2 protein-coding genes and 2 pseudogenes are annotated in these 3,617 nt (G+C 76.8%); 3 read left to right on the forward strand and 1 reads right to left on the reverse strand.

What is annotated here, in order from left to right:
* The 3 genes and pseudogenes from M8J73_RS44370 to M8J73_RS44380 form a co-directional block, all read left to right on the forward strand.
* Nucleotides 1-245 (forward strand): annotated as a pseudogene (locus M8J73_RS44370) (alpha/beta hydrolase); the annotation flags it as partial.
* Nucleotides 246-362: 117 nt separating this feature from the next.
* On the forward strand, nt 363-650 hold the full coding sequence (locus M8J73_RS44375) for a hypothetical protein (RefSeq protein WP_055542766.1): 288 nt from the start codon (nt 363-365) through the stop codon (nt 648-650).
* A 3-nt stretch (nt 651-653) separates the two neighbouring features.
* Entirely contained in the window at nt 654-1,688 is a 1,035-nt protein-coding gene (locus M8J73_RS44380) for an alpha/beta fold hydrolase (protein WP_055542765.1), read from the forward strand.
* Nucleotides 1,689-2,268: 580 nt separating this feature from the next.
* On the opposite strand, the pseudogene M8J73_RS44385 reads toward M8J73_RS44380, so the two are convergent.
* A pseudogene (locus tag M8J73_RS44385) lies at nt 2,269-3,617 on the reverse strand (AfsR/SARP family transcriptional regulator); the annotation flags it as partial.

A 3,617-nucleotide genomic window follows, 5' to 3' on the forward strand; every position in this document is an offset into this window, starting at 1 on the left:
CGCCCGGCCTGTCCCGTGCGGTCGGCGCCGAGGCGCCCGGCGCGCCCGGCGCCCCCGGCGCGCCCGGCTCGTCAGACGCGTTCGGCGCATCCACCGTGGGCGGCGCGTCCGTGGTCGGGCCGTCCGTGGTCGGGCCGTCCGTGGTCGGGCCGTCCGGTGCGGCGGGCCCCTCCGGCTCCGGCCCCGGGGTCGTCGGCTGGGCCGACGCCGTGCCCCGTCAGCCGCGCCGGTCTCCCGTCGAGTGAGAGTCCCGCACCCGTCCGTCAGCGCCCCCGCGCCGGGCGTCGCCCCCACCGGTCGGCGGCGGTAACCGCGACCGTTTCCGGTGCGCTTCCTCGCACACCTACCCAGAGGTGGCTGTCATGTCCTCCGTGCACACCCTCCCCGCTCCCTCCTCCCCGGCCCAGGCGCACACTCCCTGGCGGACGAGGACACCCGGCCAGGCCCAGCCCTGGCGTTCCCTCACCTCGCTCGGCCTCGACCCCGACCCCGAGGGCGCCCCCGGTGACCCGGTCCTCTTCCGCGCCCAGCGCGTCCCCGTCCCCGGCCCCGCCGGCGGCGAGGCCCCGGGCACCCCGGACGTCGTCGAGTCCGCGCCGGTCCCGCGCCGCCCCGTCCGTGACCACCATCCGATCCCGCAGGAGGCCTGACCCATGGCCGACGACCCCTTCACCGCCCGCTCGCCCTTCCGGCCCAGCAACCAGCCGGGTCGGCCCAGGCCGCGGGCGGTGGGCCGCAACGAGATCCGCGTCCGCACCCGTGAGCTGCACGGCTACCGCTTCGCCTACCGCATGGCCGGCAAGGGCGAGTCCGCGGTGGTACTGATCCACGGCATCGGCGACTCCTCCGCGACCTGGGCCGACATCATCCCGGGCCTGGCCGCCCGCTACCGGGTCCTCGCCCCCGACCTGCTCGGCCACGGGGCGTCCGCCAAACCCCGGGGCGACTACTCTCCCGGCGCGTACGCCAACGGGCTGCGGGATCTGCTCAGCGCCCTGGGCATCGAGCGGGCCACCCTCGTCGGCCACTCCCTCGGCGGCGCGGTGGCCGCCCAGTTCGCCTACCAGTTCCCCGAGCGCACCGAGCGGCTGGTCCTCGTCGGCAGCGGCGGCATCGGCCGCCAGGTCTCCCCGCTGCTGCGGGCCGCGACGCTGCCCGGCGCGGAACTGCTGCTGTCGGCCTTCCAACTGCCCACCGTGCGCTGGCAGTTGCAGATGTTCGTACGACTCATGAAGACGCTGAACACGGGGCTCGGGGTCGACGCGCCGGATCTGCTGCGGGTGGTGGACGCCCTGCCGGACGCGAGTTCGCGCAGCGCGTTCGTCCGGACCCTGCGGGCCGTCGTCGACTGGCGGGGCCAGGTCGGCACCCTGCTCGACCGCTGCTATCTGACACAGGGCATGCCGACCATGCTGGTGTGGGGCGGACGCGACATGGTCGTCCCGGCCCTTCACGCCGGGCTCGGCCATGTGTCCATGCCGGGCAGCCGGCTGGAGATATTCGAGGACGCCGGGCACTTCCCGTTCCACACGGACCCCGAGCGCTTCCTCGGTGTGCTCCACGACTTCATCGGCCGCACCCGGCCCGCCCGGTTCAGCCCCGAGGAGTGGCGGCAGTTGCTGCGCACCCGCCGCGCGCAGACCCGCACCCGGGGCGCCCGTCCCCTCCAGGGACGGGCCACCGGCTGACGGCCGGCCACGCGGGGGACCGGAGTGGAGAACCGGGCCCCCGCCACTGCTGTCGCCGGCCGTCCGGGAGCCGCGTGCAGGACGTCACGCGGCTCCCTCCCGGCGACGACGACCGTCGTACGACCGTCGTACGACCGACGCCGGGGACGACGTCACACGGCCCTCACCGGGGAGCCGGGCGGTACGCCTCCTGCCGGGGAGCAGACCGTACGCCTCCTGCCGGGGAAGACGCCAAGTGCTCCCGCCGGGAGCCGTCCCCGCAGCTTCCGGCGGGGACGACCCCGTGCCGGTCCCGCCGGGGACGCGCTCATGCGGCTTCCGGCGGGGAGGCGCTCAGGTAGCTTCCGCTGGGGACGCCCTCAGGTAGCTTCCGCCGGGAGCCGTCTCGCGGTTCTCGGCGGGGACGACCTGATGCCGCTTCCGGCAGGGAGGCGCTCATGCGGCTTCCGGCGGGGAGGCGCTCAGGTAGCTTCCGGCAGGGACGCGCCGGCAGTTTCTGCCGGGGACGACCTCGTGCCGCTTCCGCCGGGAGCTGTCTCGCAGTTCCCGGCGGGGACGACCTCGCGGCGCTTCCTCCCGCTCAGGCGGCCGTGGCCGTTCCTATGAGCCACATGCCGGGGCCCACCTCGACCGCGTGGCCGACGGGGGAGAGACGGTGGGCGGGGTCCGGGGCCAGGCGGGCCATGGTGCGGCGGACGTACTCCGTCCAGCGGCGGTCGCCGAGGCGTTCCGCGGCGCGCCCGCACTGCTCCAGTTGCCGCCGGGCCACGTCCACGCGGCCCCGCCGCAGGTTGACCAGGGCGAGCCCCTTCAGCGCGGCCACCTCGCCCCGCAGGTCCCCTTCGGCCGAGCACAACGCCAACGCCCGCCCGTACCGCCGGGCGGCGTGTTCCAGCAGGCCCTGGCCGAGCAGGACGTCGGCCGCGCCGATCCGGCAGCGGGCCGCCCCGGTCCGGTCGCGGACCAGCTCGAACGCGTGCTGGGCGGCGGTGTGGTGCCGCAGCGCCCGGTCGGCCTGACGGCGCTGCCAGGCCAGGTCGCCCAGTGCGTACTGGACGGCCGCCTCGGCCTCGGTGTTCCGGGCCCGCCGCGCGGCGTCCAGGGCCAGCCGGTGGGTCTCCTCCCACTCCTCCCACGCGGCGCGGGCGTGGAAGTATCCGGCGGCGCTGCCCGCGAGGTCCCACACCAGCGGCCACAGCCCCGCCGCGTGCGTCTGCCGTACCGTCTCCACCAGGCCCGTGGCCTCTTCGCGGAACCATCCCAGCGGACTCGCGCCGATGATCGCGGCCGCGTCCGGACCGGGGTGCCCGGTGTCGGGCCGGGCCCGCCAGTCCCGTCCGGGGGCGAGCCGCTCGTCCGCGTACCGGGCGAGGCTCACATAGGCCCGGCCCAGCCGCTCCACGACGTCACGCCGCGTCCGGGCGGCGTCCGGCTCCGCCTCCCGCAGTTCGGTGGCCAGCACCCGCAGCAGCGAGTGGAAGCCGTAGCGGACGGACCGGCCGTCGGTGCGGGCCTCCAGCAGCTGGGCCCGGACGAGTTCCTCGGCCGTCTCCTCCGCCTCCGCCGGCCCGGTGCCCAGCAGGGCCGCGACGGTCCAGCCGGCGAAGTCGGGGGCCGGCGCCAGGGACAGCAGCCGGAAGGCGCGCCGTAGCGCGGGCCCCGCCTCCTGGTACCCCGTCAGCAGGCTGGAGCGCAGATCGAGGTCGCCCTCGCGCAGCACACCGAGCCGGGTCCGCTCGTCGCGCAGCCGGCCCGCCAGCGCGGCGGGCGTGGTGTGCGGGCGCGCCGTCAGGGCCGCCGCGGCCACGCGCAGCGCCAGGGGGAAGCAGCCGCACAGCCGGGCGATCTCGGCGACCGCCACCGGGTCCTGCGCCATCCGCTCGCCCCCGGCGGCGAGCAGCAGCTCCACCGCCTCCTCCGGGCGCACCG

It is taken from the genome of Streptomyces neyagawaensis, from assembly GCF_023516595.1.
In the GTDB taxonomy this organism is placed as follows: Bacteria; Actinomycetota; Actinomycetes; order Streptomycetales; family Streptomycetaceae; genus Streptomyces; species Streptomyces neyagawaensis.